Origin of the sequence: Xanthomonas sp. LMG 12459 (assembly GCF_009192905.1) — a bacterium.
Lineage (GTDB): Bacteria > Pseudomonadota > Gammaproteobacteria > Xanthomonadales > Xanthomonadaceae > Xanthomonas_A > Xanthomonas_A sontii.
This window is the reverse complement of the sequence record NZ_NSGT01000067.1, coordinates 34,543-61,079: the sequence shown is the minus strand read 5'-3', so window position 1 is coordinate 61,079 and position 26,537 is coordinate 34,543. Positions and strand designations below refer to the sequence as shown.

General features: G+C 64.8%; 31 protein-coding genes. All 31 read left to right on the top strand.

What is annotated here, in order from left to right; genetic code table 11:
- The first annotated feature begins 179 nt into the window (after positions 1–179).
- The 31 genes from rpoB to rpsD all read left to right on the top strand — a co-directional run bounded on the left by rpoB (position 180) and on the right by rpsD (position 26,524).
- Positions 180–4,331 (top strand): DNA-directed RNA polymerase subunit beta, encoded by a 4,152-nt coding sequence (gene rpoB, locus CEK65_RS15100; RefSeq protein WP_017908393.1) that lies wholly within the window; start codon positions 180–182, stop codon positions 4,329–4,331.
- Between the two features lie 130 nt (positions 4,332–4,461).
- Positions 4,462–8,679 (top strand): DNA-directed RNA polymerase subunit beta', encoded by a 4,218-nt coding sequence (gene rpoC, locus CEK65_RS15095; RefSeq protein ID WP_152182224.1) that lies wholly within the window; start codon positions 4,462–4,464, stop codon positions 8,677–8,679.
- Between the two features lie 228 nt (positions 8,680–8,907).
- On the top strand, positions 8,908–9,282 hold the full coding sequence (rpsL, locus tag CEK65_RS15090; RefSeq protein WP_003469157.1) for a 30S ribosomal protein S12: 375 nt from the start codon (positions 8,908–8,910) through the stop codon (positions 9,280–9,282).
- 12 nt (positions 9,283–9,294) lie between these two features.
- The gene (rpsG, locus tag CEK65_RS15085; protein WP_010341334.1) at positions 9,295–9,762 is read left to right on the top strand and encodes a 30S ribosomal protein S7; all 468 of its coding nucleotides are present in this window, start codon (positions 9,295–9,297) and stop codon (positions 9,760–9,762) included.
- Between the two features lie 138 nt (positions 9,763–9,900).
- A complete protein-coding gene (fusA, locus tag CEK65_RS15080; protein WP_152182223.1) occupies positions 9,901–11,991 on the top strand; it encodes an elongation factor G in 2,091 nt (696 codons plus the stop codon).
- A 90-nt stretch (positions 11,992–12,081) separates the two neighbouring features.
- Positions 12,082–13,272 carry an elongation factor Tu gene (gene tuf / locus CEK65_RS15075; protein WP_043093035.1) on the top strand — a complete coding sequence of 397 codons (1,191 nt, stop codon included), beginning with the start codon at positions 12,082–12,084 and terminating at the stop codon, positions 13,270–13,272.
- A 474-nt stretch (positions 13,273–13,746) separates the two neighbouring features.
- Positions 13,747–14,058: a 30S ribosomal protein S10 gene (gene rpsJ, locus CEK65_RS15070; RefSeq protein ID WP_010341589.1), complete on the top strand. Its 312-nt coding sequence runs from the start codon at positions 13,747–13,749 to the stop codon at positions 14,056–14,058.
- 11 nt (positions 14,059–14,069) lie between these two features.
- Positions 14,070–14,720, top strand: a complete 651-nt coding sequence (rplC, locus tag CEK65_RS15065) for a 50S ribosomal protein L3 (protein WP_010341590.1) — start codon at positions 14,070–14,072, stop codon at positions 14,718–14,720.
- Positions 14,721–14,732: 12 nt separating this feature from the next.
- Entirely contained in the window at positions 14,733–15,338 is a 606-nt protein-coding gene (gene rplD / locus CEK65_RS15060; RefSeq protein WP_010341591.1) for a 50S ribosomal protein L4, read from the top strand.
- The gene (rplW, locus tag CEK65_RS15055; protein WP_010341592.1) at positions 15,335–15,634 is read left to right on the top strand and encodes a 50S ribosomal protein L23; all 300 of its coding nucleotides are present in this window, start codon (positions 15,335–15,337) and stop codon (positions 15,632–15,634) included. The genes rplD and rplW overlap by 4 nt, the downstream gene beginning before the upstream one ends.
- 10 nt (positions 15,635–15,644) lie before the next feature.
- Positions 15,645–16,472: a 50S ribosomal protein L2 gene (rplB, locus tag CEK65_RS15050; protein ID WP_010341593.1), complete on the top strand. Its 828-nt coding sequence runs from the start codon at positions 15,645–15,647 to the stop codon at positions 16,470–16,472.
- 6 nt (positions 16,473–16,478) lie between these two features.
- On the top strand, positions 16,479–16,748 hold the full coding sequence (gene rpsS / locus CEK65_RS15045) for a 30S ribosomal protein S19 (RefSeq protein ID WP_010341594.1): 270 nt from the start codon (positions 16,479–16,481) through the stop codon (positions 16,746–16,748).
- A 12-nt stretch (positions 16,749–16,760) separates the two neighbouring features.
- Positions 16,761–17,096 carry a 50S ribosomal protein L22 gene (gene rplV, locus CEK65_RS15040; protein ID WP_003470663.1) on the top strand — a complete coding sequence of 112 codons (336 nt, stop codon included), beginning with the start codon at positions 16,761–16,763 and terminating at the stop codon, positions 17,094–17,096.
- 17 nt (positions 17,097–17,113) lie between these two features.
- Entirely contained in the window at positions 17,114–17,848 is a 735-nt protein-coding gene (gene rpsC, locus CEK65_RS15035) for a 30S ribosomal protein S3 (protein WP_010341595.1), read from the top strand.
- Positions 17,849–17,853: 5 nt separating this feature from the next.
- The gene (rplP, locus tag CEK65_RS15030) at positions 17,854–18,267 is read left to right on the top strand and encodes a 50S ribosomal protein L16 (protein ID WP_003470657.1); all 414 of its coding nucleotides are present in this window, start codon (positions 17,854–17,856) and stop codon (positions 18,265–18,267) included.
- Entirely contained in the window at positions 18,267–18,452 is a 186-nt protein-coding gene (rpmC, locus tag CEK65_RS15025) for a 50S ribosomal protein L29 (RefSeq protein WP_010341597.1), read from the top strand. The genes rplP and rpmC overlap by 1 nt, the downstream gene beginning before the upstream one ends.
- 11 nt (positions 18,453–18,463) lie before the next feature.
- Positions 18,464–18,733, top strand: coding sequence for a 30S ribosomal protein S17 (rpsQ, locus tag CEK65_RS15020; RefSeq protein ID WP_010341599.1), 270 nt, complete (start codon positions 18,464–18,466; stop codon positions 18,731–18,733).
- A gap of 14 nt (positions 18,734–18,747) precedes the next feature.
- Complete coding sequence (rplN, locus tag CEK65_RS15015) at positions 18,748–19,116, top strand: 50S ribosomal protein L14 (protein ID WP_003486699.1); 369 nt, start codon at positions 18,748–18,750, stop codon at positions 19,114–19,116.
- 15 nt (positions 19,117–19,131) lie between these two features.
- Positions 19,132–19,449 (top strand): 50S ribosomal protein L24, encoded by a 318-nt coding sequence (rplX, locus tag CEK65_RS15010; protein WP_010341604.1) that lies wholly within the window; start codon positions 19,132–19,134, stop codon positions 19,447–19,449.
- 11 nt (positions 19,450–19,460) lie between these two features.
- Complete coding sequence (gene rplE / locus CEK65_RS15005; RefSeq protein WP_010341606.1) at positions 19,461–20,003, top strand: 50S ribosomal protein L5; 543 nt, start codon at positions 19,461–19,463, stop codon at positions 20,001–20,003.
- A gap of 111 nt (positions 20,004–20,114) precedes the next feature.
- A complete protein-coding gene (gene rpsN / locus CEK65_RS15000; protein ID WP_010341607.1) occupies positions 20,115–20,420 on the top strand; it encodes a 30S ribosomal protein S14 in 306 nt (101 codons plus the stop codon).
- Between the two features lie 254 nt (positions 20,421–20,674).
- Positions 20,675–21,073, top strand: coding sequence for a 30S ribosomal protein S8 (rpsH, locus tag CEK65_RS14990; RefSeq protein WP_010340446.1), 399 nt, complete (start codon positions 20,675–20,677; stop codon positions 21,071–21,073).
- A gap of 16 nt (positions 21,074–21,089) precedes the next feature.
- Positions 21,090–21,617 carry a 50S ribosomal protein L6 gene (gene rplF, locus CEK65_RS14985; protein WP_017908703.1) on the top strand — a complete coding sequence of 176 codons (528 nt, stop codon included), beginning with the start codon at positions 21,090–21,092 and terminating at the stop codon, positions 21,615–21,617.
- A gap of 91 nt (positions 21,618–21,708) precedes the next feature.
- Complete coding sequence (gene rplR / locus CEK65_RS14980) at positions 21,709–22,068, top strand: 50S ribosomal protein L18 (protein ID WP_043093028.1); 360 nt, start codon at positions 21,709–21,711, stop codon at positions 22,066–22,068.
- Between the two features lie 155 nt (positions 22,069–22,223).
- A complete protein-coding gene (rpsE, locus tag CEK65_RS14975; RefSeq protein ID WP_010340449.1) occupies positions 22,224–22,769 on the top strand; it encodes a 30S ribosomal protein S5 in 546 nt (181 codons plus the stop codon).
- Positions 22,762–22,953 carry a 50S ribosomal protein L30 gene (rpmD, locus tag CEK65_RS14970; RefSeq protein ID WP_010340450.1) on the top strand — a complete coding sequence of 64 codons (192 nt, stop codon included), beginning with the start codon at positions 22,762–22,764 and terminating at the stop codon, positions 22,951–22,953. Before rpsE ends, rpmD begins: the two co-directional genes overlap by 8 nt.
- A gap of 6 nt (positions 22,954–22,959) precedes the next feature.
- A complete protein-coding gene (gene rplO, locus CEK65_RS14965) occupies positions 22,960–23,403 on the top strand; it encodes a 50S ribosomal protein L15 (protein ID WP_010340451.1) in 444 nt (147 codons plus the stop codon).
- Between the two features lie 7 nt (positions 23,404–23,410).
- Complete coding sequence (gene secY, locus CEK65_RS14960) at positions 23,411–24,781, top strand: preprotein translocase subunit SecY (RefSeq protein WP_026143874.1); 1,371 nt, start codon at positions 23,411–23,413, stop codon at positions 24,779–24,781.
- A 340-nt stretch (positions 24,782–25,121) separates the two neighbouring features.
- Positions 25,122–25,478 carry a 30S ribosomal protein S13 gene (gene rpsM / locus CEK65_RS14955; protein WP_010340453.1) on the top strand — a complete coding sequence of 119 codons (357 nt, stop codon included), beginning with the start codon at positions 25,122–25,124 and terminating at the stop codon, positions 25,476–25,478.
- A 9-nt stretch (positions 25,479–25,487) separates the two neighbouring features.
- On the top strand, positions 25,488–25,880 hold the full coding sequence (rpsK, locus tag CEK65_RS14950) for a 30S ribosomal protein S11 (protein ID WP_003470632.1): 393 nt from the start codon (positions 25,488–25,490) through the stop codon (positions 25,878–25,880).
- Positions 25,881–25,894: 14 nt separating this feature from the next.
- Positions 25,895–26,524, top strand: a complete 630-nt coding sequence (rpsD, locus tag CEK65_RS14945) for a 30S ribosomal protein S4 (RefSeq protein WP_010340454.1) — start codon at positions 25,895–25,897, stop codon at positions 26,522–26,524.
- The last annotated feature ends 13 nt before the right edge of the window (positions 26,525–26,537 follow it).

Below are 26,537 nucleotides of genomic sequence, written 5' to 3'. Positions count from 1 at the left end.
ACGTGCGCTCCACGATTCCCCTTTCTCCATTCCCCAGTCCCCGCTTCACCACCGAGTTGGTAGTTGGAAGTAGCGGGAGAAGGCGTGCTGGTGCCGGCAATACCAGCGACTTCCAACTGACAATTTATGTTCACTCAGGGCCGCGGACGCGTGGCCCGCATCAGCCAAGGTGATACCTCATGACGTCTTATTCGTTCACCGAAAAGAAGCGTATTCGCAAGGACTTCGGCAAGCAGCGCTCGATCCTCGAAGTGCCGTTCCTGCTCGCCATCCAGGTGGATTCCTACCGCGAGTTCCTGCAGGAGAACACCGACCCGAACAAGCGTTCGGACCACGGCCTGCACGCGGCCCTGAAATCGGTGTTCCCGATCTCCAGCTACAGCGGCAACGCGGCGCTGGAGTACGTCGGCTACAAGCTCGGCGAACCGGTGTTCGACGAGCGTGAATGCCGCCAGCGCGGCATGAGCTACGGCGCGCCGCTGCGCGTGACCGTGCGCCTGGTGATCTACGATCGCGAGTCCTCGACCAAGGCGATCAAGTACGTCAAGGAGCAGGAGGTCTACCTCGGCGAAATCCCGCTGATGACCGACAACGGCACCTTCATCGTCAACGGCACCGAGCGCGTCATCGTTTCGCAGCTGCACCGCTCGCCGGGCGTGTTCTTCGACCACGACCGCGGCAAGACCCACAGCTCGGGCAAGCTGCTGTACAGCGCCCGCATCATTCCGTACCGCGGCTCCTGGCTGGACTTCGAGTTCGACCCGAAGGACGCGCTGTTCACCCGTATCGACCGCCGCCGCAAGCTGCCGGTGTCGATCCTGCTGCGCGCGCTCGGCTACTCGAACGAGGAGATGCTGTCCGAGTTCTTCGAGATCAACACCTTCCACATCGACCCGAAGGAAGGCGTGCAGCTGGAGCTGGTGCCCGAGCGCCTGCGCGGCGAAACCCTGAACTTCGACCTGGCCGACGGCGACAAGGTCATCGTCGAAGCCGGCAAGCGCATCACCGCGCGCCACGTCAAGCAGCTCGAAGCCTCCGGCATCGCCGCGCTGGCCGTGCCCGACGAGTACCTGGTCGGCCGCATCCTGTCGCACGACGTGGTCGATGCCTCGACCGGCGAACTGCTGGCCAGCGCCAACGACGAGATCAGCGAAGATCAGCTGACCGCCTTCCGCAAGGCCGGCGTCGACGCCGTGGGCACGCTGTGGGTCAACGACCTGGATCGCGGCCCGTACCTGTCCAACACCCTGCGCATCGATCCGACCAAGACCCAGCTCGAGGCGCTGGTCGAGATCTACCGCATGATGCGTCCGGGCGAGCCGCCGACCAAGGACGCCGCGCAGAACCTGTTCCACAACCTGTTCTTCACCTTCGAGCGCTACGACCTGTCCACGGTCGGCCGCATGAAGTTCAACCGCCGTGTCGGCCGCAAGGAAGTCACCGGCGAGTCGGTGCTGTACGACAAGAAGTACTTCGGCGAGCGCAACGACGAGGAGTCCAAGCGCCTGGTCGCCGAGCACGCCGACAGCTCCGACATCCTGGACGTGATCAAGGTCCTGACCGAGATCCGCAACGGCCGCGGCGTGGTCGACGACATCGACCACCTGGGCAACCGTCGCGTGCGTTCGGTCGGCGAAATGGCCGAGAACGTGTTCCGCGTGGGCCTGGTCCGCGTCGAGCGCGCGGTCAAGGAGCGTCTGTCGATGGCCGAGTCCGAAGGCCTGACCCCGCAGGAACTGATCAACGCCAAGCCGGTGGCCGCCGCGATCAAGGAGTTCTTCGGCTCCTCGCAGCTGTCGCAGTTCATGGACCAGAACAACCCGCTGTCGGAAGTGACGCACAAGCGTCGCGTCTCCGCGCTGGGCCCGGGCGGTCTAACCCGCGAGCGTGCCGGCTTCGAAGTGCGCGACGTGCATCCGACCCACTACGGCCGCGTCTGCACCATTGAAACGCCGGAAGGCCCGAACATCGGCCTGATCAACTCGCTGGCGGTGTATGCCCGCACCAACCAGTACGGCTTCCTCGAGACGCCGTACCGTAAGGTCGTGGACGGCCAGATCACCGACGAAGTCGAGTACCTGTCGGCGATCGAAGAGAACGAGTACGTCATCGCCCAGGCCAACGCGCTGCACGACGCCAAGAGCCGCCTGACCGAGCAGTTCGTGCCGTGCCGCTACCAGGGCGAGTCGCTGCTGAAGCCGCCGGCGGAAGTGCACTTCATGGACGTGTCGCCGATGCAGACCGTGTCGATCGCGGCCGCGCTGGTGCCGTTCCTGGAGCACGACGACGCCAACCGCGCACTGATGGGCGCGAACATGCAGCGCCAGGCCGTGCCGACGCTGCGTGCGCAGAAGCCGCTGGTCGGTACCGGCATCGAGCGCGCCGTGGCGCGCGACTCGGGCGTGACCGTGAACGCCCGCCGTGGCGGCGTGATCGAGCAGATCGACGCCGGCCGCATCGTGGTCAAGGTCAACGAGGCCGAGATCGGTGGCGGCACCGACGCCGGCGTCGACATCTACAACCTGATCAAGTACACCCGTTCCAACCAGAACACCTGCATCAACCAGCGTCCGCTGGTGAACGTGGGCGACGTGATCGCGCGCGGCGACGTGCTGGCCGACGGCCCCTCGACCGACATCGGCGAGCTGGCCCTGGGCCAGAATATGCTGATCGCGTTCATGCCGTGGAACGGCTACAACTTCGAAGACTCCATCCTGCTCTCCGAGCGCGTGGTGGAAGAGGATCGCTACACCACGATCCACATCGAAGAACTGACCTGCGTGGCGCGCGACACCAAGCTGGGGCCGGAGGAAATCTCCGCCGACATCCCCAACGTGTCCGAGCAGGCGCTGAACCGTCTGGACGAGAGCGGCGTGGTGTACATCGGTGCGGAAGTGCGCGCCGGCGACATCATGGTCGGCAAGGTCACGCCGAAGGGCGAGAGCCAGCTGACTCCGGAAGAGAAGCTGCTGCGCGCGATCTTCGGCGAGAAGGCCTCGGACGTGAAGGACAGCTCGCTGCGCGTGCCGCCGGGCATGGACGGCACCGTCATCGACGTGCAGGTGTTCACCCGCGACGGCATCGAGAAGGACAAGCGCGCCCGCCAGATCGAGGAAAACGAGATCAAGCGGGTCAAGAAGGACTTCGACGACCAGTTCCGCATCCTGGAAAGCGCGATCTATGCGCGTCTGCGTGGCCAGCTGATCGGCAAGGTCGCCAACGGCGGTCCGAACCTGAAGAAGGGCGACACCATCAGCGACGCCTACCTGGACGGCCTGAAGAAGTCCGACTGGTTCGCGCTGCGCATGAAGGACGAGGACGCCTCCGAGGCGATCGAGCGCGCGCAGAAGCAGATCCAGGCGCACGAGAAGGAGTTCGAGCGTCGCTTCGCCGACAAGCGCGGCAAGATCACCGCCGGCGACGACCTCGCCCCGGGCGTGCTGAAGATGGTCAAGGTGTTCCTGGCGGTGAAGCGCCGCATCCAGCCCGGCGACAAGATGGCCGGTCGCCACGGCAACAAGGGTGTCGTGTCGATGATCCAGCCGATCGAGGACATGCCGTACATGGCCAACGGCGAGACCGTGGACATCGTGCTGAACCCGCTAGGCGTGCCGTCGCGTATGAACATCGGCCAGGTGCTGGAAGTGCACCTGGGCTGGGCCGCCAAGGGCCTGGGTCGCAAGATCCAGAACATGCTCGAGGCCCAGGCCAAGGTCGCCGACCTGCGCAAGTTCCTGGCGCAGATCTACAACCACGACCAGAAGCTGGGCGAGGATCGCGTGGACCTGGACCAGTTCAGCGACGCGGAACTGCTGGCGTTGTCGAAGAACCTGACCGACGGCGTGCCGATGGCCACCCCGGTGTTCGACGGTGCGACCGAGGCCGAGATCAAGCACATGCTCGAGCTCGCCGACCTGCCGATCAGCGGCCAGACCCAGCTGTACGACGGCCGCACCGGCGAGGCGTTCGATCGCCACACCACGGTGGGCTACATGCACATGCTGAAGCTGAACCACCTGGTCGACGACAAGATGCACGCGCGCTCCACCGGCCCGTACTCGCTGGTCACCCAGCAGCCGCTGGGCGGCAAGGCGCAGTTCGGCGGCCAGCGCTTCGGCGAAATGGAAGTCTGGGCGCTGGAAGCCTACGGCGCGGCCTACACCCTGCAGGAAATGCTGACGGTGAAGTCCGACGACGTGCAGGGCCGCAACCAGATGTACAAGAACATCGTCGACGGCGAGCACGAGATGGTCGCCGGCATGCCGGAGTCCTTCAACGTGCTGGTAAAGGAAATCCGCTCGCTGGCGATCAACATGGAACTGGAAGACTGAGGGCAGGGAATGAGGAGTCGGGACTAGGAAACCGCCCGGGCGTTTGCCCACAGGCCGCCGGCGTTTCCTGTCCCGCCTCTCCGCTTCCAACGATTCCCTATTCGCTATTCCCGATTCCCGGAGAAATCAAATGAAAGACCTGCTCAACCTCTTCAACCAGCAGCGCCAGACGCTGGACTTCGACGCGATCAAGATCGCGCTGGCCTCGCCGGACCTGATCCGTTCGTGGTCCTTCGGCGAAGTGAAGAAGCCGGAAACCATCAACTACCGCACCTTCAAGCCCGAGCGCGACGGCCTGTTCTGCGCCGCCATCTTCGGTCCGATCAAGGACTACGAGTGCCTGTGCGGCAAGTACAAGCGCATGAAGCACCGCGGCGTGGTCTGCGAGAAGTGCGGCACCGAAGTGACACTGGCCAAGGTGCGCCGCGAGCGCATGGGCCACATCGACCTGGCCTCGCCGGTCGCGCACATCTGGTTCCTGAAGTCGCTGCCGTCGCGCATCGGCCTGATGCTGGACATGACCCTGCGCGACATCGAGCGCGTGCTGTACTTCGAAGCCTACGTGGTGACCGAGCCGGGCCTGACCGCCCTGGAGCGCCGCCAGCTGCTGACCGAAGAGCAGTACCTGACCGCGCGCCAGGAGCACGGCGACGACTTCGACGCCGCCATGGGCGCCGAGGCCGTGTACGAACTGCTGCGCACCATCGACCTGCAGTCGGAAATGACCCGCCTGCGCGAAGAGATCGCCAGCACCGGTTCGGAAACCAAGCTCAAGCGTCTGACCAAGCGCATCAAGCTGATCGAGGCCTTCATCGAGTCCGGCAACCGTCCGGAGTGGATGGTGATGACCGTGCTGCCGGTGCTGCCGCCGGATCTGCGTCCGCTGGTGCCGCTGGACGGCGGCCGCTTCGCGACGTCCGATCTGAACGATCTGTACCGCCGCGTCATCAACCGCAACAACCGCCTGCGCCGCCTGCTCGAGCTGAACGCGCCGGACATCATCGTGCGCAACGAAAAGCGCATGCTGCAGGAATCGGTCGATGCGCTGCTGGACAACGGCCGTCGCGGCCGTGCCATCACCGGCACCAACAAGCGCCCGCTGAAGTCGCTGGCCGACATGATCAAGGGCAAGCAGGGCCGGTTCCGCCAGAACCTGCTCGGCAAGCGCGTGGACTACTCCGGCCGTTCGGTGATCGTGGTCGGCCCGACCCTGCGTCTGCACGAGTGCGGCCTGCCGAAGAAGATGGCGCTGGAGCTGTTCAAGCCGTTCGTGTTCGCCAAGCTGCAGCGTCGCGGCCTGGCCACCACCATCAAGGCCGCCAAGAAGCTGGTCGAGCGCGAAGAAGCCGAGGTCTGGGACATCCTGGAAGAGGTGATCCGCGAGCACCCGGTGCTGCTGAACCGTGCGCCGACCCTGCACCGTCTGGGCATCCAGGCGTTCGAGCCGGTGCTGATCGAAGGCAAGGCGATCCAGCTGCACCCGCTGGTCTGCACCGCGTTCAACGCCGACTTCGACGGTGACCAGATGGCCGTGCACGTGCCGCTGTCGCTGGAAGCGCAGCTGGAAGCGCGCGCGCTGATGATGTCCACCAACAACATCCTGTCGCCGGCCAACGGCGAGCCGATCATCGTGCCGTCGCAGGACGTGGTGCTGGGTCTGTACTACATGACCCGCGCGCTGGAGAACAAGAAGGGCGAGGGCATGGTCTTCGCCAACATCGCCGAAGTGAAGCGCGCCTACGACAACCGTGCGGTCGAACTGCACGCCAAGGTCAAGGTCCGCATCACCGAGACGGTGATCGACGAGGACGGCAACCGCAGCAAGAAGGCCTCGATCGTGGACACCACGATCGGGCGCGCGCTGCTGGCCGAGATCCTGCCGGAAGGCCTGCCGTTCGCGCTGGCCAACACCGAGCTGACCAAGAAGAACATCAGCCGCCTGATCAACTCCAGCTACCGTCAGCTGGGTTTGAAGGACAGCGTCGTGTTCGCCGACAAGCTGATGTACACCGGCTTCGCCTACGCGACCCGCGCCGGCGTGTCGATCGGCATCGACGACATGCTGATCCCGTCGGAGAAGAAGGGCATCCTCGGCGAAGCCGAGCAGGAAGTGCTGGAAATCCAGGAGCAGTACCAGTCCGGTCTGGTCACCGCCGGCGAGCGCTACAACAAGGTCGTGGACATCTGGTCGCGCACCAACGAGCGCATCGCCAAGGCGATGATGGACACCATCGGCACCGAGAAGGTGGTCAACGCCAAGGGCGAGACCATCGACCAGAAGTCGATGAACTCGCTGTACATCATGGCCGACTCCGGCGCGCGTGGTTCGCAGGCGCAGATCCGTCAGCTGGCCGGCATGCGCGGCCTGATGGCCCGCCCGGATGGCTCGATCATCGAGACGCCGATCAAGGCGAACTTCCGCGAAGGCCTGAACGTGCAGGAGTACTTCAACTCCACCCACGGTGCCCGTAAGGGTCTGGCCGATACCGCGCTGAAGACCGCCAACTCCGGTTACCTGACCCGCCGCCTGGTCGACGTGGCGCAGGACGTGGTGATCACCGAGCCCGATTGCGGCACCACCGACGGCCTGACCATGACCCCGATCGTGGAAGGCGGCGACGTGGTCGAACCCTTGCGCGACCGCGTGCTCGGCCGCGTGGTGGCCGAGGACGTGTTCCTGCCGGGCAACGACGAGGATCCGATCGTCACCCGCAACACCCTGCTCGACGAGCAGTGGGTGGCCAAGCTGGAAGAGGCCGGCGTGCAGTCGGTCAAGGTCCGCTCGACCATCACCTGCGAATCGGCGTTCGGCGTGTGCGCGCGTTGCTACGGCCGCGACCTGGCCCGTGGCCACCTGGTCAACATCGGCGAAGCGGTCGGCGTCATCGCCGCGCAGTCGATCGGCGAGCCGGGTACCCAGCTGACCATGCGTACCTTCCACATCGGCGGCGCGGCCTCGCGTGCGGCGGCGGTGGACAACATCACGGTCAAGACCACCGGTTCGATCAAGTTCAACAACCTCAAGTCGGTCGAGCATGCCAACGGCTCGCTGGTGGCGGTGTCGCGTTCGGGCGAACTGTCGGTGCTCGACGGCCACGGCCGCGAGCGCGAGCGCTACAAGCTGCCGTACGGCGCCACCATCACCGCCAAGGACGGCGACGCCGTCAAGGCCGGCCAGTCGGTGGCGAACTGGGATCCGCACAATCACCCGATCGTGTCGGAAGTGGCCGGTTTCATCCGCTTCATCGACTTCATCGACGGCGTCACCGTCATCGAGAAGACCGACGAACTGACCGGCCTGGCCTCGCGCGAGATCACCGATCCGAAGCGTCGCGGCACCCAGGCCAAGGACCTGCGCCCGATCGTGCGCATCGTCGACGCCAAGGGCAACGACCTGACCATCCCGGGCACCGATCTGCCGGCGCAGTACCTGCTGCCGCCGCGCTCGATCGTCAACCTGCAGGACGGCGCGCCGGTCGGCGTGGGCGACGTGGTCGCCAAGATCCCGCAGGAAGCGTCCAAGACCCGCGACATCACCGGTGGTCTGCCGCGCGTGGCCGACCTGTTCGAAGCGCGCAAGCCGAAGGATCCGGCGATCCTGGCCGAGCGTTCGGGCATCATCAGCTTCGGCAAGGACACCAAGGGCAAGCAGCGCCTGATCATCAAGGACACCGACGGGTCGGAGCACGAAGAGCTGATCCCGAAGTACCGCCAGATCATCGTGTTCGAAGGCGAGCACGTGGCCAAGGGCGAAACCGTGGTGGACGGCGAGCCGAGCCCGCAGGACATCCTGCGTCTGCTGGGCGTCGAGCCGCTGGCCGCGTACCTGGTCAAGGAAATCCAGGACGTGTACCGCCTGCAGGGCGTGAAGATCAACGACAAGCACATCGAGGTCATCACCCGGCAGATGCTGCGCAAGGTCGAGATCACCGACCAGGGCAACAGCAAGTTCCTCAACGGCGAGCAGGCCGAGCGCCAGCGCGTCATCGAGGAGAACGCCCGCCTGGTGACCCGCAACGAGCTGCCGGCCAAGTACGAGCCGGTGCTGCTGGGCATCACCAAGGCCTCGCTGGCGACAGAGTCGTTCATCTCGGCCGCGTCGTTCCAGGAGACCACCCGCGTCCTCACCGAGGCGGCGGTCCGCGGCACCAGCGACACGCTGCGCGGCCTGAAGGAAAACGTGATCGTGGGTCGCCTGATCCCGGCCGGTACCGGCCTGGCGTACCACAACACGCGCCGCCGCAACGCCAGCGGCCTGACCGAGTCGGAGATGCAGACCCTGTCCGGCGGCAGCGCCGAGCCAGCGGTCGAGACCTCCGCGCCGGCGGCTGCGGGCAGCGAAGAGTAAGCAGCAAGCCGGACCGGTCCCGCTCGCGGGGCCGGTCTACCAAGCGAAAGGGGGCGCAGCGGAAGCGCCCCGTATTCCGGCCCCGGACGGGCCAGCAAGTAAAAATTCCGTTGTGTTGACGGCGCTTTGACTTGCCCGCTATACTTTCCTGTCTCGGCAGGCCGTCCTTCGGCCTGCCTTCGTTTTCACGCATCCAGGCCCGACGGCCTCAATCAGAAGAATCCACTGATGGCGACGATCAACCAGCTGGTCCGCAAGCCGCGGCAGGCGACCACCTACAAGAGCGCCTCTCCGGCGCTGGACAAGTGCCCGCAGCGCCGTGGCGTCTGCACGCGCGTGTACACCACCACCCCGAAGAAGCCGAACTCGGCCCTGCGCAAGGTCGCCAAGGTGCGCCTGACCAACCAGGAAGAGGTCATCAGCTACATCGGCGGCGAAGGCCACAACCTGCAGGAGCACTCCGTGGTCCTGATCCGCGGCGGCCGCGTCAAGGATCTGCCGGGCGTGCGCTACCACACCGTGCGCGGTTCGCTCGACGCTGCCGGCGTTGCCAAGCGTCGCCAGGGTCGTTCCAAGTACGGCGCCAAGCGCCCGAAGAGCTAAGGGAAAGTACACATGTCTCGTAAAGGTAATACGCCGCAGCGCGCCGTTCTCCCGGACCCCAAGCACGGGAGCGAAACCATCGCCCGCTTCATCAACATGGTGATGCTGAGCGGCAAGAAGTCGGTCGCCGAAAAGATCGTGTACGGCGCGATGGACGTGATCGGCGAGAAGAACCCCAACGCCATCGAGCTGGTGCAGAAGGCGCTGGACAACGTCGCTCCGGCGGTCGAAGTCAAGTCCCGCCGCGTCGGCGGCGCCACCTACCAGGTGCCGGTCGAGGTGCGTTCCTCCCGTCGCATGGCGCTGGCGATGCGCTGGCTGATCGACTCGGCGCGCAAGCGCGGCGAGAACTCGATGCCGCGCAAGCTCGCGGCCGAGCTGGTCGATGCTTCGGAAAACCGTGGCGGCGCCATCAAGAAGCGCGAAGAGACTCACCGCATGGCGGAAGCGAACAAGGCGTTCGCGCACTACCGCTGGTGACCTTCCGGGCCTTGGAAACGGGGCCCGCTGGCACCATCTGAGTGCCGCTAGCCGCGCCGTTGCGCGTGGCACAAATCCGAAGGCCGCCGCAAGGCGGCGTTCGGCCATCCGAAATCCAAGAAATTTGAGAGGCTCCCTGTGGCCCGTACCACTCCCATCGAGCGTTACCGCAACTTCGGCATCATGGCTCACATCGATGCCGGCAAGACCACCACCTCCGAACGCATCCTGTTCTACACCGGCGTCAGCCACAAGATCGGCGAGGTGCATGACGGTGCCGCGACGATGGACTGGATGGAGCAGGAGCAGGAGCGTGGCATCACGATCACCTCCGCGGCCACCACCGCGTTCTGGACTGGCATGGACAAGTCCATGCCGCAGCACCGCTTCAACATCATCGACACCCCCGGGCACGTGGACTTCACCATCGAAGTCGAGCGCTCGCTGCGCGTGCTCGACGGCGCGGTGTTCGTGCTGTGCGCGGTCGGCGGCGTGCAGCCGCAGTCCGAGACCGTGTGGCGTCAGGCCAACAAGTACGCGGTGCCGCGTCTGGCGTTCGTCAACAAGATGGACCGCACCGGCGCCAACTTCGACAAGGTCGTCGAGCAGCTGAAGGCCCGCCTGGGCGCCTACCCGGTGCCGATGCAGGTGCCGATCGGCGCCGAAGACGGCTTCGAAGGCGTGGTCGACCTGGTCAAGATGAAGGCGATCCACTGGGATACCGCCTCGCAGGGCACCGTGTTCGAATACCGCGACATCCCCGCGCACCTGGTCGACAAGGCCGCCGAAGCGCGCGCGTTCATGGTTGAGGCCGCGGCCGAAGCCAACGAAGACCTGATGGACAAGTACCTCAACGAGGGCGACCTGTCCGAGGCCGAGATCCTGGGCGGTCTGCGCGAGCGCACCCTGAAGGTGGAAGTGGTGCCGGTGTACTGCGGTACCGCGTTCAAGAACAAGGGCGTGCAGGCCATGCTCGACGGCGTGATCCAGCTGCTGCCGTCGCCCAGCGACCGTCCGCCGGTCAAGGGCATCGACGAGGACGAGAAGGAAGACAGCCGTCCGGCCACCGACAACGCCCCGTTCTCGGCGCTGGCGTTCAAGATCATGACCGACCCGTTCGTCGGCTCGCTGACCTTCTTCCGCGTCTACTCGGGCACGCTGAACTCCGGCGACCAGGTGTACAACCCGGTCAAGTCGAAGAAGGAGCGCGTGGGTCGCATCCTGCAGATGCACTCCAACAACCGCGAAGAGATCAAGGAAGTGCGCGCGGGCGACATCGCCGCGGCGGTGGGCCTGAAGGACGTCACCACCGGCGACACGCTGTGCGCGCAGGACCACATCATCACCCTGGAGCGCATGGTGTTCCCGGAGCCGGTGATCTCGATGGCGGTCGAGCCGAAGACCAAGTCGGACCAGGAAAAGATGGGCATCGCGCTGAGCCGTCTGGCGCAGGAAGATCCCTCGTTCCGCGTCAACACCGACGAAGAGTCCGGCCAGACCATCATCCGCGGCATGGGCGAGCTGCACCTGGAAATCATCGTCGACCGCATGAAGCGCGAGTTCAACGTCGAAGCCAACGTCGGCAAGCCGCAGGTGGCCTACCGCGAGACCATCCGCAAGGCGGTCAAGCAGGAAGGCAAGTTCGTGCGTCAGTCCGGCGGTAAGGGCCAGTACGGTCACGTCGTGCTCGAGATCGAGCCGCAGGAACGCGGCCAGGGCTACACCTTCGAGAACGCGATCGTCGGCGGCGTGGTCCCGAAGGAATACATCCCGGCGGTGGACAAGGGCATCCAGGAAGCGGTGGCCAACGGCGTGATGGCCGGCTACCCGATCGTGGACGTCAAGGTGCGCCTGATCGACGGTTCGTACCATGACGTCGACTCGTCGGAAATGGCGTTCAAGATCGCCGGCTCGATGGGCTTCAAGGAAGGCTTCAACAAGGCCAACCCGGTGCTGCTGGAGCCGATCATGAAGGTCGAGATCGTCACCCCGGAGGATTACCTGGGCGACGTGATGGGCGACGTGAGCCGTCGTCGCGGCATCCTGCAGGGCCAGGACGACAGCCCGTCGGGCAAGGTGATCAACGCGATGGTGCCGCTGGGCGAAATGTTCGGCTACGCCACCACGCTGCGCTCGATGTCGCAGGGTCGCGCCACCTTCTCGATGGAGTTCGACCACTACGCCGAAGCGCCGGCCAACATCGCCGACTCGGTCATCAAGAAGAACTGAGATTAGAGCGACGGGATGCGTGCCGCGGACCCGATCCGCGCCGCATCCCGCTCGCTCGTCCCCCAATACGAATCACGAGGTAGAGAAGACATGGCAAAGGGTAAGTTCGAGCGCACCAAGCCGCACGTCAACGTCGGCACCATCGGTCACGTCGACCACGGCAAGACCACGCTGACCGCGGCGCTGACCAAGATCGGCGCAGAGCGCTTCGGCGGCGAGTTCAAGGCGTACGACGCGATCGACGCGGCGCCGGAAGAGAAGGCGCGCGGCATCACGATCTCGACCGCCCACGTGGAATACGAATCCCCGACGCGCCACTACGCGCACGTGGATTGCCCGGGTCACGCGGACTACGTCAAGAACATGATCACCGGTGCGGCGCAGATGGACGGCGCGATCCTGGTGTGCTCGGCCGCTGACGGCCCGATGCCGCAGACCCGCGAGCACATCCTGCTGTCGCGCCAGGTCGGCGTGCCGCACATCGTGGTGTTCCTGAACAAGGCCGACATGGTCGACGACGCCGAGCTGCTCGAGCTGGTCGAGATGGAAGTGCGCGAGCTGCTGAGCAAGTACGACTTCCCGGGCGACGACACCCCGATCATCCACGGTTCGGCCCGTCTGGCGCTGGAAGGCGACCAGAGCGAGATCGGCGTGCCGGCGATCCTGAAGCTGGTGGACGCGCTGGATTCGTTCATCCCGGAGCCGCAGCGCGACGTGGACAAGCCGTTCCTGATGCCGGTGGAAGACGTGTTCTCGATCTCGGGCCGCGGCACCGTGGTGACCGGTCGTATCGAGCGCGGCATCATCAAGGTGGGCGACGAAATCGAAATCGTCGGCATCCGTGCGACGCAGAAGACCACCGTGACCGGCGTGGAAATGTTCCGCAAGCTGCTGGACCAGGGCCAGGCAGGCGACAACGCGGGGCTGCTGCTGCGCGGCACCAAGCGTGACGACGTGGAGCGCGGCCAGGTGCTGTGCAAGCCGGGTTCGATCAAGCCGCACACCGAGTTCGAAGCCGAGGTGTACGTGCTGTCGAAGGACGAGGGCGGCCGTCACACCCCGTTCTTCAAGGGCTACCGTCCGCAGTTCTACTTCCGCACCACCGACATCACCGGTGCGGTGCAACTGCCGGAAGGCGTGGAAATGGTGATGCCGGGCGACAACGTCAAGATGGTGGTGACGCTGATCAACCCGGTGGCGATGGACGAAGGCCTGCGCTTCGCGATCCGCGAGGGCGGCCGTACCGTCGGCGCCGGCGTGGTGGCCAAGATCATCAAGTAATGCCCTCCGGCGGCGCAGGCCGCCGGCTGGAATCGCCAGCGACCTCGGTCGCCGGCATCGCGAAGGGTCGGCGCAAGCCGGCCCTTCGTCGTTTCGGGCTATGCAAAATTCTTGCGATTTGCTCCGCCGTGGTGTTGCGGAGGCGTGAAGTCGTCGCTATAATGCGCGGCTCGGCGTTCCTGGGTAGGGCGCCGGTAAGACAGCGAAAAGAGAGGCAGGACGCCGCTCGTGTTCGCAGGACCGGGAAGGTCGCGTCGCATGGAGCACTCAACAGCCCCGGGTTGTTGACGTTGCTCTAGCTGCGCATTATACTTTTCCGTCTGGGCAGGCCGGGTCGACTGGTCTGCCCCAGTTTTTGGGGCGGAGGAATGCCCCCGCCGAGCCGGATGCTCTGCGGTACGACATCAGGAAACAACCGGGGCAGGTATCCCAGAGGCCTTGCCCGTCGCTCTTTTAACGAAGGAACCCACCGTCATGGCGGACCAAAAGATCCGGATTCGGCTGAAGGCGTTCGATCATCGTTTGATCGACCGTTCGGCCAGCGAGATCGTCGAGACGGCCAAGCGGACCGGCGCGCAAGTGCGTGGCCCGATCCCGCTGCCGACCAAGATCGAACGCTACACCATCCTCGTTTCCCCGCACGTCGACAAGGACGCGCGTGACCAGTACGAGACCCGCACGCACAAGCGCGTGCTCGACATCGTCGACCCCAACGACAAGACCGTGGACGCGCTGATGAAGCTCGAGCTCGCGGCTGGCGTCGATGTCCAGATCAAGTTGACCTGAGGACTACGACCATGACGAAGAAGTATTCGTTGGGCTTCGTGGGCCGCAAGGCCGGCATGAGCCGCGTCTTCACCGAAGACGGCCGCTCCATCCCGGTCACCCTGATCGAAGCGACCCCGAACCGCATCACCCAGCTCAAGACCGTCGAAGCCGACGGCTACAGCGCCGTGCAGATCACCGTGGGCGCCCGTCGCGCCGCGCTGGTCAACAAGCCGGCGTCCGGCCATTTCGCCAAGGCGAAGGTCGAAGCGGGTCGCGGCCTGTGGGAGTTCCGCGTCGAGGACGCGCAGCTGGGCGAGTTCGCCGTCGGCGGCGAAATCAAGGCGGACATCTTCGCCGTCGGCCAGAAGGTCGACGTCCAGGGCGTCACCAAGGGTAAGGGCTTCCAGGGCACCATCAAGCGGCACAACTTCCGCATGGGCGATGCCACCCACGGTAACTCGCTGTCGCATCGCGCGCCGGGTTCGCTGGGTCAGCGCCAGACCCCGGGTCGCGTTTTCCCGGGCAAGAAGATGTCCGGCCACATGGGCGCGGTGCAGCAGAGCACGCAGAATCTGGAAGTGGTCAAGGTCGACGTCGAGCGTGGCCTGATCGCCATTCGCGGCGCTGTGCCTGGCGCTGCCGGTGGCGACGTGATCGTGCGTCCGGCTAGCAAGGCATAAGGAGAGATGACGATGGAACTCGTTATCACGGGTAGCAACAACAAGGTCTCGGTCTCCGACGCCGTGTTCGGCCGCGATTTCAGCGAGGATCTGGTTCACCAGGTCGTCGTCGCCTATCGCAACGCCGGCCGCGCCGGCACCAAGGCGCAGAAGACGCGTTCGGAAGTCAACGGCACCACCAAGAAGTCGAAGAAGCAGAAGGGCGGTGGCGCTCGCCACGGCGCGCTGACCGCTCCGATCTTCGTCGGCGGTGGCGTGACCTTCGCGGCCAAGCCGCGCAGCTTCGAGCAGAAGGTCAACCGCAAGATGTACCGCGCAGCCATCTGCGCGATCCTCTCGGAACTGAACCGCCAGGGCCGCCTGATGGTCGTCGACGCGTTCGACGTCGAGGCCAGCAAGACCAAGGGCCTGGTCGAGAAGCTGAAGGGTCTGGAAGTGGGCAAGCGCCCGCTGATCGTGACCGAAGAAGCGTCCGAGCATCTGTACCTGTCCGCCCGCAACCTTCCCTACGTGGAAGTGCGCGACGTGCAGGGCCTGGATCCGGTGTCGCTGGTCGGGGCCGATACGGTCGTGATCACCGCCGATGCGGTCAAGAAGGTCGAGGAGTGGCTGGCATGAGCAGCAACGAAAAAATCTTCAGCGTGCTGCGCGCTCCGCGTGTCTCCGAAAAGACCGCGCGCCTGCAGGAACTCTCCAATCAGTACGTCTTCGAGATTTCGAACGAAGCCACCAAGGCCGATGTCAAGGCCGCGGTCGAGCAGCTGTTCGACGTCAAGGTCGAGTCGGTCAACGTGTTGAACGTCAAGGGCAAGAACAAGTCCTTCCGTTCGCGCAGCGGTCGTCGCGGCGATTGGCGCAAGGCGTACGTGCGTCTGGCCGAAGGCCAGTCCATCGACGTAACGGCCAAGGCCTGAGGTACATCCCATGCCATTGATGAAATTCAAGCCCACCTCCGCAGGCCGTCGTTCGGCCGTGCGCGTGGTCACGCCCGATCTGCACAAGGGCGCCCCGCACGCTGCACTGGTGGAAAAGCAGAGCAAGTCCGGTGGTCGTAACCACCACGGCCGCATCACCACCCGCCACGTCGGCGGTGGCCACAAGCAGCACTACCGCGTCATCGACTTCAAGCGCAACAAGGAAGGTATCCCGGCGCGCGTGGAGCGGATCGAATACGATCCCAACCGCACCGCCCATATCGCCCTGCTGTGCTACGCCGACGGCGAGCGCCGCTACATCATCGCGCCGAAGGGCCTGAAGGCCGGCGACCAGGTGATCGCCGGTTCGGATGCGCCGATCAAGACCGGCAACACCCTGCCGCTGCGCAACATCCCGGTCGGTACCACTGTCCATGGGATCGAGCTGAAGCCGGGCAAGGGCGCGCAGATCGCGCGTGCCGCCGGCGCCGCGGTGCAGTTGGTCGCGCGTGAAGGCATCTACGCCACCCTGCGTCTGCGCTCCGGCGAAATGCGCAAGGTGCCGTCCGAGTGCCGCGCCACCATCGGCGAAGTCGGCAACGACGAGCACAACCTCGAGAAGCTGGGCAAGGCGGGCGCGAAGCGCTGGCGCGGCGTGCGTCCGACCGTTCGCGGTGCGGCCATGAACCCGGTCGACCACCCGCACGGTGGTGGTGAGGCGAAGGCCGGTCAGGGTAATCCGCATCCGGTCACCCCGTGGGGTGTCCCGACCAAGGGTTACAAGACGCGCCATAACAAGCGCACCGAACAATTCATCGTCCGCGATCGTAGGGGCTAATCGACCATGGCACGTTCACTCAAGAAGGGCCCGTTCGTCGATCACCACCTCGTCAAGAAGGTGGAGGCCGCGGCCGGTAGCAAGCGTCCGATCAAGACCTGGTCGCGTCGTTCGATGATCCTGCCGGAGATGGTGGGTTTCACCATCGCCGTGCATAACGGCAAGAACCACGTTCCGGTGCTGGTCAACGAGAACATGGTCGGCCACAAGCTCGGCGAATTTGCCGTCACCCGGACCTTCAAGGGTCACGGTGGCGACAAGAAGTCGGGCCGGTAAGGAGAGATGACGATGGAAGCGAAAGCAATCCTGCGCACCGCGCGCATCTCCCCGCAGAAGGCCCGCCTGGTCGCCGACCAGGTCCGTGGTCTTTCCGCCGAGCGGGCGGTCAACCTGCTGAAGTTCTCGGACAAGAAGGCTGCCCACCTGATCAAGAAGGTGGTGGAGTCGGCGATCGCCAATGCCGAGAACAACCAAGGCGCGGATGTCGACGAGCTGAAGGTCAAGACCATCATGGTTGATGAAGGTCCGACCCTGAAGCGTTTCATGGCGCGGGCGAAAGGCCGCGGTACCCGCATCCTCAAGCGCACCAGCCACATCACTGTGGTTGTGGGCGCCGCCAAGTAAGCGGAAAGGAAAAGACGATGGGTCATAAAGTTCATCCGATCGGAATCCGCCTGGGTATCGCCAAGGACTGGAATTCCAAGTGGTACGCCAACAAGGCCGAGTTCGCCGGTTACCTGGCAGCCGACCTCAAGGTCCGCGAAATGCTGCGCAAGAAGCTGGCGCAGGCGGGCATCAGCAAGATCCTGATCGAGCGTCCGGCCAAGACCGCGCGCGTGACGATCCACACCGCCCGCCCGGGCGTGGTGATCGGCAAGCGCGGTGAGGACATCGAGAAGCTGCGCAAGGAAGTGAGCGAGATGATGGGCGTCCCCGCCCACATCAACGTCACCGAAGTGCGCAAGCCGGAGCTGGATGCGCAACTGGTCGCCGAGTCGATCGCGCAGCAGCTGGAGCGTCGCATCATGTTCCGCCGCGCGATGAAGCGCTCGGTCGGCAACGCGATGCGCCTGGGTGCCCTGGGCATCAAGGTCAACGTCGCCGGCCGTCTGAACGGTGCGGAAATCGCCCGTTCCGAGTGGTACCGCGAGGGCCGCGTGCCGCTGCACACGCTGCGTGCCGACATCGACTACGGCTTCGCCGAAGCCAAGACGACCTACGGCATCATCGGCATCAAGGTCTGGATCTACAAGGGCGAGATCTTCGATTTCTCCCAGGTTGGCCAGGAAAAGCAGGACGATTCCCCGCGCAACGATCGTAACGATCGCGGCGACCGTGGCGACCGTCCGTCGCGTCCGGCCCGTGAAGCGAGGTAACGGCAATGTTGCAACCCAAGCGAACCAAATACCGCAAGATGCACAAGGGTCGTAACGACGGCCTGGCGTGGAGCGGAAACGCCGTCAGCTTCGGCGAGTACGGGCTGAAGGCCACGGCGCACGGTCAGCTGACCGCGCGCCAGATCGAGGCGGCGCGCCGCTCGATCAGCCGCTACGTCAAGCGCGGCGGCAAGATGTGGATCCGCGTGTTCCCGGACAAGCCGATCACCAAGAAGCCGATCGAAGTGCGAATGGGCTCCGGTAAGGGTAACGTCGAGTACTGGGTCGCGCAGATCCAGCCCGGTCGCATGATCTATGAAATCGAAGGCGTCGGCGAAGATGTCGCGCGCGAGGCGTTCCGCCTGGCCGCTGCCAAGCTTTCGGTGACCACCACCTTCGTGACCCGGACGGTACGCTGATGGACATCAAACAACTCCGCGAGAAGTCGGCCGACGATCTGAAGGCCCACCTGACCGATCTGCGCAAGGAGCAGTTCGCCCTGCGCATGCAGCAGGTCACCGGGCAGCTGCCGAAGACTCACGAAACCCGCCGGGTGCGCCGCGAGATCGCTCGCGTCAAGCACCTGCTCGGCAGCACGAAGTAAGGATGGCCGCGATGAGCGACAATAACGAAAGCAAGACGCTGCGCACGGTCGAAGGCCGTGTGGTCAGCAACAAGATGGACAAGACCGTCACCGTGCTGGTGGAGCGTCAGGTCAAGCATGCGCTGTACGGCAAGTACATCAAGCGCTCGACCAAGCTCCACGCCCACGACGCCGACAACGCCTGCAACGAAGGCGATGTCGTGCGCGTGACCGAGATTGCGCCGATGTCCAAGACCAAGAACTGGCGGGTGGTGGAAATCGTCACCCGCGCGGCCGAATAAGGGAGATCTGAATCATGATCCAGATGCAGAGCTACCTCGACGTCGCCGACAATTCCGGTGCCAAGGAAGTGATGTGCATCAAGGTGCTCGGCGGCTCCAAGCGCCGCTACGCGCACATTGGCGACATCATCAAGGTCACCGTCAAGGACGCGATCCCGCGCGGCAAGGTCAAGAAGGGCGAAGTCTACGACGCCGTCGTCGTGCGTACCCGCAAGGGTGTGCGTCGTCCGGACGGTTCGTTGATCCGCTTCGACGGCAACGCCGCGGTGTTGCTCAACAACAAGCAGGAGCCGATCGGCACGCGCATCTTCGGGCCTGTGACCCGCGAGCTGCGGTCCGAGAAGTTCATGAAGATCGTCTCGCTCGCTCCCGAAGTGCTGTGAGCGGAGGACATACACATGGCTAACCGTATCAAGAAGGGCGACCAGGTCGTCGTCACCACCGGCAAGGACAAGGGCAAGCAGGGCGAAGTCGTCCGCGTCGACGGCGACCGCGTGGTCGTCTCCAACGCGAACATCGTCAAGCGCCACACCAAGCCGAACCCGCAGGCGGGCGTCGCCGGCGGCGTGGTCGAGCGCGAAGCGTCGATCCATATTTCCAACGTTGCGATCCTCAACCCGGCCACGGGCAAGGGCGACCGCGTTGGCTTCAAGGTGCTGGAGGATGGACGCAAACTGCGTGTGTTCCGCTCCAGCGGTGAGGCGCTCGACGCCTGAGGAATGACACAATGACTTCCCGTCTCGAAAAGATCTACAAGGAAGAAGTGGTACCGGCTCTGATGAAGAAGTTCGGTTACACCAATCCGATGGAAGTGCCGAAGCTGGTCAAGGTCACGCTGAACATGGGCGTGGGCGAAGCCGCGACGAACAAGAAGATCCTGGAAAACGCCGTCGCCGACATGGCCAAGGTCTCCGGCCAGAAGCCGGTGGTGACCAAGTCGCGCATCTCGGTGGCGTCGTTCAAGATCCGCGATGGTTGGCCGATCGGCTGCAAGACCACGCTGCGTCGCGCCAAGATGTACGAGTTCCTGGACCGCCTGATCAACATCTCGCTGCCGCGCGTGCGCGACTTCCGTGGTGTCTCGGGTCGTTCGTTCGACGGCCGCGGCAACTTCAACATGGGCGTGAAGGAGCAGATCATCTTCCCGGAAATCGACTTCGACGCCGTCGACGCGATCCGCGGTATGGATATCGCCATCACCACCACCGCCAAGACCGACGCCGAAGCCAAGGCGCTGCTCGAAGCGTTCAAGTTCCCGTTCCGTAACTGATTGACAGACGGGATTCGGGATTCGGGATTCGGGATGGAAGGGCGTTGCGCCCGTCACATCCCGGGTTCTGGAAATCTCCAATCCCCACTCTCGAATCCCGAGGATTTACAGATGGCAAAGACCTCCATGGTCAACCGCGACATCAAGCGCAAGAAGCTGGCGAAGAAGTTCGCCGACAAGCGTGATGCGCTGAAGAAGATCATCGCCTCCGGCACCGCCTCGTACGACGAGAAGGCCGAGGCCGTGACCAAGCTGCAGAAGCTGCCGCGCGATTCGTCGCCGAGCCGCCAGCGCACCCGTTGCGAACTGTCCGGCCGTCCGCGTGGCGTGTACGGCAAGTTCGGCCTGGGCCGCAACATGCTGCGCAAGGCGACCATGAACGGCGACGTTCCGGGCCTGCGCAAGGCCAGCTGGTAATGCCAGCGGCGCCGGTCCCGTTCGCGGGGCCGGGCAGGGTGGTCTAGCCGCCCGCGTGTCGTTCAGACAACGAGTCCGACGCAAGTCGGACTTTTTGTCGTATACTCCCGCTCCTTGCCTCGCGGCAGGGACGGGTATGGCAGCCGCCGCGGGTTCCTCCGGCGGTTGCGCGCTTCACCCCCTGCGTCATTCCACCGCTCCACCACACAAGATTTTCGCGAAAGCGGATATCGGTGCACTCAAAGGTAGACACCATGAGCATGACTGATCCCATCGCCGACCTGCTGGTCCGCATCAAGAATGCGGCCGCGGTTGGCAAGCCGACGGTGAAGATGCCGTCCTCCAAGATCAAGGTTGCGATCGCCGAAGTGCTGAAGGCCGAAGGCTATATCAGCGATCTGCGCGTCAACGCGATCGAGAACAACAAGTCCGAACTGGAAATCGTGCTGAAGTATTTCGAGGGCCGTCCGGTCATCGATACGCTCAAGCGCGTTTCGCGTTCGGGTCTGCGCCAGTATCGCGGCAAGACCGAGCTGCCGAAGGTTCTCGGCGGTCTGGGCGTTGCCATCATTTCCACGTCCAAGGGCATCATGACCGATGCGCAGGCCCGTCAGGCCGGCGTCGGTGGCGAAGTCCTGTGCTTCGTGGCCTAAGGGAAGGAGCACTCACATGTCCCGCGTAGCCAAGAAGCCGATCTCCCTCCCGAAGGGCGTCGAACTCACCGTCCAGGCCGATCAGGTCAGCGTCAAGGGCCCGAAGGGCACCCTGTCGCTGCCGAAGCCGGCCGGCGTCGAAATCAAGCAGGAAAACGGTGTCGCCACGCTGTCGGCGAACGATCCGTCGCACATCGCCATCACCGGCACCGTTCGCGCCATCCTGGCGAACATGGTGCAGGGCGTGTCCGCGGGCTTCGAGCGCAAGCTCGAGCTGGTGGGCGTCGGCTACCGTGCCACGATGCAGGGCAAGGACCTGAGCCTGGCGCTCGGTTTCTCGCACCCGATCGTGTTCAGCGCGCCGGAAGGCATCACCCTGGCCGCTCCGACCCAGACAGAGATCCTGGTGCAGGGCGCCGACAAGCAGCGCGTCGGCGAAGTCGCCGCCAAGATCCGCGGTTTCCGTCCGCCGGAGCCCTACAAGGGCAAGGGTGTGAAGTACGCCGGTGAAGCCATCATTCGCAAGGAAGCCAAGAAGGCCTAAGGCAGGTCCTTCTGCGAGGAGCCCGGCCATCCATGGCCGGACTCTCCACTGCAAAAGCCTGTTCCCCTTCAGCTTTCCTAGGACACATACCATGAGCATCAACAAGAACATCGCCCGCCTGCGTCGCGCCAAGTCGACCCGCGCCCACATCCGCGAGCTCGGCGTCGCCCGCCTGTCGGTGCTGCGCACCGGCCAGCACCTGTACGCGCAGGTCTTCACCGCCGACGGTTCCAAGGTCCTCGCCGCGGCGAACACCCTGCAGGCCGACGTCAAGGAGGGCCTGAAGAACGGCAAGAACAGCGACGCCGCCGCCAAGGTGGGCAAGCTGATCGCCGAGCGCGCCAAGGCCGCGGGCGTCGAGAAGGTCGCCTTCGACCGCTCGGGCTACCGCTACCACGGCCGCATCAAGGCGCTGGCCGACGCCGCGCGCGAAGGCGGCCTGCAGTTCTGATCCTTGCGGGCGCGGCGATGCCGCGTCCGTCCCGCCGATGCGGGCTGCATCGGACCTTGGCGCGCCTTCTGCGCGCGTCCGGGGAACACGGCTCCAGACCACAACCACAAGCGGCAACGAAGCCGTAAATCTTTTCCTCTATCAAGGACATCACAATGGCTGAAGAACAGCGTGCACCGCGGGGTCGTGATCGCGACCGCAACCGCGAAGAGAAAGTCGACGACGGCATGATCGAGAAGCTGGTCGCGGTCAACCGCGTCAGCAAGACGGTCAAGGGCGGTCGCCAGTTCACCTTCACCGCGCTGACCGTGGTCGGCGACGGCAACGGCAAGATCGGCTTCGGTTACGGCAAGGCGCGCGAAGTGCCGGTCGCGATCCAGAAGTCGATGGAGTATGCGCGCAAGGGCATGCTCAACATCGATCTGAACAACGGCACCCTGTGGCACCCGGTGAAGTCCGGCCACGGCGCGGCGCGCGTGTTCATGATGCCGGCATCGGAAGGTACCGGCGTGATCGCCGGCGGTGCGATGCGCGCCGTGCTGGAAGCGGTGGGCGTGAAGAACGTGCTGGCCAAGGCCGTCGGTTCGCGCAACCCGATCAACCTGGTGCGCGCCACCCTGCGCGGCCTGGAAGACATGCAGTCGCCGGCCCGCATCGCGGCCAAGCGCGGCAAGAAGGTGGAGGATCTGACCCATGGCTAATGAATCCACCAAGACCGTCAAGGTGCGCCTGGTGCGCGGCCTGCGTGGTACCCAGTCGCGTCACCGCCTGTCGGTGCGTGCCCTGGGCCTGAACAAGCTCAACGATGTGCGCGAACTGAAGGACAGCCCGCAAGTGCGCGGCCTGATCAACAAGGTTCAGTACCTCGTCCAGGTTGAGGAGTAATCGACCATGACTTTGCATCTGAATGATCTGAAGCCCGCACCGGGCGCGCGTACCGAGCGCACCCGCGTCGGTCGCGGCATCGGTTCCGGCCTGGGCAAGACCGCCGGCCGCGGCCACAAGGGTTCGTTCGCGCGCAAGGGCGGCGGCAAGATCAAGGCCGGCTTCGAAGGCGGCCAGACCCCCATGCAGCGCCGTCTGCCGAAGATCGGCTTCCGTTCGAAGATGGCCAAGGACACCGCCGAAGTGCTGTCCTACCAGCTCGACAACCTGCCGGCCGGCGAGATCGATTTCGCTGCGCTGCGCGCTGCGAAGCTGGTCCCGAGCACCGCGAAGAAGGCCAAGGTGGTCCTGAAGGGCGAACTGACCAAGAAGTTCGTGCTGAAGGGCGTTGCGGCGACCGCCGGTGCCAAGGCGGCAATCGAAGCTGCCGGCGGCAGCGTGCAGGAGTAACACGCAGATGGCGCAGGCTGGCATGGGTAACCTCGGCGGCGGGCTCGGCAAGTTCACGGAACTTCGCCAGCGCCTGTTGTTCGTTCTCGGCGCATTGATCGTCTATCGCATCGGCTGCTACGTGCCGGTGCCGGGCGTCAATCCCGAAGCCATGCTTGCGCTGATGCAGGCGCAGGGCGGCGGCATCGTGGACATGTTCAACATGTTCTCGGGCGGCGCCCTGCACCGTTTCAGCATCTTCGCGCTGAACGTGATGCCGTACATCTCGGCGTCGATCGTGATCCAGCTGGCCACGCACATCTTTCCGTCGCTGAAGGCGATGCAGAAGGAAGGCGAGTCGGGCCGGCGCAAGATCACCCAGTATTCGCGCATCGGCGCGGTGCTGCTGGCGGTGGTGCAGGGCGGCAGTATCGCCCTGGCGCTACAGAACCAGACTGCACCGGGCGGCGCGCCGGTCGTCTACGCCCCCGGCATGGGCTTCGTGCTCACCGCAGTGATCGCGTTGACCGCCGGCACCATCTTCCTGATGTGGGTCGGCGAGCAGGTGACCGAGCGCGGCATCGGCAACGGCGTCTCGCTGATCATCTTCGCCGGCATCGTCGCCGGCCTGCCGGCGGCGGCGATCCAGACCGTGGAAGCCTACCGCGACGGCAACATGAGCTTCATCTCGCTGTTGCTGATCGTCCTGACCATCCTCGCCTTCACCCTGTTCGTGGTGTTCGTCGAGCGCGGGCAGCGGCGGATCACGGTGAACTACGCGCGCCGCCAGGGCGGTCGCAACGCGTACATGAACCAGACCTCGTTCCTGCCGCTGAAGCTCAACATGGCCGGCGTGATTCCGCCGATCTTCGCCTCGAGCATCCTCGCCTTCCCGGCGACGCTGTCGATGTGGTCGGGCCAGGCCGCTTCCAACAGCACGTTCGGTATGTGGCTGCAGCGCATCGCCAACGCGCTGGGCCCGGGCGAGCCGGTGCACATGATCGTGTTCGCCGCGCTGATCATCGGCTTCGCGTTCTTCTATACCGCGCTGGTGTTCAACTCGCAGGAAACCGCGGACAACCTGAAGAAGTCCGGCGCGCTGATTCCAGGCATCCGTCCGGGCAAGGCCACCGCCGACTATGTCGACGGCGTGCTGACCCGCCTGACCGCGGCCGGCTCGGTGTACCTGGTGATCGTGTGCCTGCTGCCGGAAGTGATGCGTGCCCAGCTCGGCACCTCGTTCCACTTCGGTGGCACCTCGCTGCTGATCGCGGTCGTGGTGGTGATGGACTTCATCGCGCAGATCCAGGCGCACCTGATGTCGCACCAGTACGAGAGCCTGTTGAAGAAGGCCAACCTCAAGGGTGGCTCGCGCGGCGGCGGTTTTGCCCGCGGTTGATTGCTATACTGTTTGAATCCTTCCGCGAAGACGCCCCCGGCTCCCGGGCGCAGTCTTCCGACTTGAAGGGCGGCCCGTGCAGCGGTCTCGTGCGCGGGTGAGACGTGGTGGTCCTGCGCTGGAGTAGCGCGGGCGGCAAGGTGGATACATCGCCTCGCCAACGACGTCCGGCGCCGGAGCATGGGCACACTCCCCATGCCGGGCTTGCGGAACCTTGCGGTTCCGCGGGCTTCCATGTAACCCGAGACCTTGCTAGACTTACAAGTTCACTTTTTGATCCATCCTGCCGGATGGCGCCGTGGTGCGCCGTCGGGCCATCACTCAGTTGGAGAACCGCGTCATGGCGCGTATTGCAGGCGTAAACCTGCCAGCCCAGAAGCACGTCTGGGTCGGGTTGCAAAGCATCTACGGCATCGGCCGTACCCGTTCGAAGAAGGTCTGCGAAGCCGCAGGCGTGACCTCGACCACCAAGATCCGCGACCTGTCCGAGCCGGAAATCGAGCGCCTGCGTCTCGAAGTCGGCAAGTACATCGTCGAAGGCGACCTGCGTCGCGAAATCGGCATCGCCATCAAGCGACTGATGGACCTGGGCTGCTACCGCGGCCTGCGTCACCGTCGTGGCCTGCCCCTGCGCGGTCAGCGCACCCGTACCAACGCCCGCACCCGCAAGGGTCCGCGCAAGGCGATCAAGAAGTAAGGGACCGACATGGCTAAGCCCGCAGCAGCAAAGACCAAGAAGAAGATCAAGCGCGTCGTCACCGACGGCGTCGCCCACGTCCACGCTTCGTTCAACAACACCATCGTGACCATCACCGACCGTCAGGGCAATGCGTTGTCCTGGGCGACCTCCGGTGGCGCCGGTTTCCGCGGTTCGCGCAAGTCCACGCCGTTCGCGGCGCAGGTGGCCGCCGAGAAGGCCGGGCGCGCTGCGCTCGACTACGGCGTGAAGTCGCTGGAAGTGCGCATCAAGGGCCCGGGTCCGGGTCGCGAGTCCGCCGTCCGTTCGTTGAACAACGTCGGATACAAGATCACCAACATCATCGACGTGACGCCGATCCCGCACAACGGGTGCCGTCCGCCGAAGAAGCGTCGCGTCTAAAGGAGCGATAAGAAATGGCTCGTTATATCGGTCCTACCTGTAAGCTCGCGCGCCGCGAAGGCGCCGATCTTTCCCTCAAGAGCCCGGCGCGTGCGCTGGACTCCAAGTGCAAGCTGGAGCAGAAGCCCGGCCAGCACGGCGCGACCGCCCGCAAGGGCAAGCTGTCCGACTACGCCACCCAGCTGCGCGAAAAGCAGAAGGTCAAGCGTATCTACGGCCTGCTGGAGCGTCAGTTCCGCAACTACTACAAGAAGGCCTCGACCAAGAAGGGCAACACCGGCGAGAACCTGCTGCAGCTGCTGGAAACCCGCCTGGACAACGTCGTCTACCGCATGGGCTTCGCCGTCACCCGTCCGGCCGCGCGCCAGCTGGTGTCGCACCGTGGCGTGCTGGTGAACGGCAAGTCGGTGAACCTGGCCTCGTACCAGGTCAAGGCCGGCGACGCGATCGCCCTGTCGGAAAAGGCGCAGAAGCAGCTTCGCGTGCAGGAAGCGCTGACCGTTGCCGAAACGCACGACCTGAACCCGTCGTGGGTCGAGGTCGATTCGAAGAAGTTCAGCGGCATCTTCAAGGCCGTGCCGGACCGTGCGGACCTGCCTGCCGACATCAACGAAGCGCTGATCGTCGAGTTGTATTCGAAGTAATCACATCGGAGAG